General features: G+C 74.5%; 1 protein-coding gene. It reads right to left on the bottom strand.

Annotated features, from left to right (window positions below; translation table 11 throughout):
• Nucleotides 1–23: 23 nt before the first annotated feature.
• A partial coding sequence (locus P1P70_RS44665; protein ID WP_319248227.1) for a bifunctional 3'-5' exonuclease/DNA polymerase occupies nt 24–1,363 on the bottom strand: 1,340 nt, incomplete at its 5' end.

The raw sequence follows: 1,363 nt of genomic DNA, 5'->3' as shown, positions 1-1,363 counted from the left end.
CCCCAGAAGGCGCCCCCCGCCCCTCACTTCGCATCCGCATAACACTCGACCACCGCCGTAGTGAACGGAAACCGCACCGGCGTCTCCCCGAACGCCAGCCGCCCCGACAGCTCCGACGCCTCCCGGATCGCCGCCACCACGGCCTCCGCCTCCCGCTCCGGGCAGTGCACGATCACCTCGTCGTGCTGGAAGAAGACCAGTTCTGCCGCCATGCCGTCGAGGGCGCGGCGGAGGGCCGCGAGGAGGAGCAGGGTCCAGTCGGCGGCGCTGCCCTGGACGACGAAGTTGCGGGCGAAGCGGCCCCGGGCCCGGGAGTTGGTGGAGGCGTACCCGGGCACCCACTCGTCGCCCTGCCCACGCTCGCGGGTGTCGGGGTCACCGTCGTCCTGGGGGAGGCCCGCCTCGTCGCCGGTCGTGTCGGAGGCGCCGACCGCCGGCGGGCACGTACGCCCGAGCCAGGTCCGTACGAGCCGGCCCTCCTCGCCCGCGCGGGCCGCGTCGTCGACGTACCGCACGGCGTGCGGGAACCGGCGGCGCAGCGCGGCGAGGTTCTTGAGCCCGTCGCCGGACGTCTGCCCGTACACGGCCCCGAGCACGGCGAGTTTGGCGTGGTCGCGGTTCCCGGAGAAAGCGCGGTCGGAGACGGCCTGGTAGAGGTCGGTGGGGCGGCCCGCGACCTCCATCAGGCCGGGGTCACGGGAGATGGCGGCCAGTACCCGGGGTTCCATCTGGTCGGCGTCGGCGACGACGAGCCGCCAGCCCGGGTCGGCGACGCAGGCGCGGCGGATCACCTTGGGGATCTGCAGGGCGCCCCCGCCGTTGGTGACCCACCGCCCGGTGACCGTGCCGTGCGCGAGGAATTCGGGCCGGAAGCGGCCGTCCCGGACCCAGTCCTGGAGCCAGGACCAGCCGTGGGCGACCCAGATGCGGTACAGCCGCTTGTACTCCAGCAGGGGCTTCACGGCCGGATGGTCGAGGCTCTCGATCTCCCAGCGCCGGGTGGACCGGATCCGGATGCCGGCCTGGGCGAAGGCCTTGACGACATCGGCGGGCAGATCGGGCCGCACCCGCCGCCCGAACGCGTGCGACACCTCCTCGGCGAGCTCGGCGAGGCGCCGCGGCTCGCCCCCGCCGGCGTACCGCTCACCGAGCATCTCGTGCAGCACGTCACGATGGACGTCGGCCCGCCACGGCAGCCCCGCCCGGTTCATCTCGGCGGCGACCAGCATCCCGGCCGACTCGGCGGCGGTCAGCAGCCGCATCCGGTCCGGGTGGGCGGTGGCGTCGTGCCGCCGCTGCTGGTCCGCGTACACCTCGACGAGGTCGGTGAGGGGGACGTGGACGGGGCGGGGCTCGAAGAGGG

This window comes from Streptomyces sp. MB09-02B, assembly GCF_033794485.1.
Classification (GTDB): Bacteria; Actinomycetota; Actinomycetes; order Streptomycetales; family Streptomycetaceae; genus Streptomyces.
This window is presented reverse-complemented; position numbering and strand designations above follow the sequence as displayed.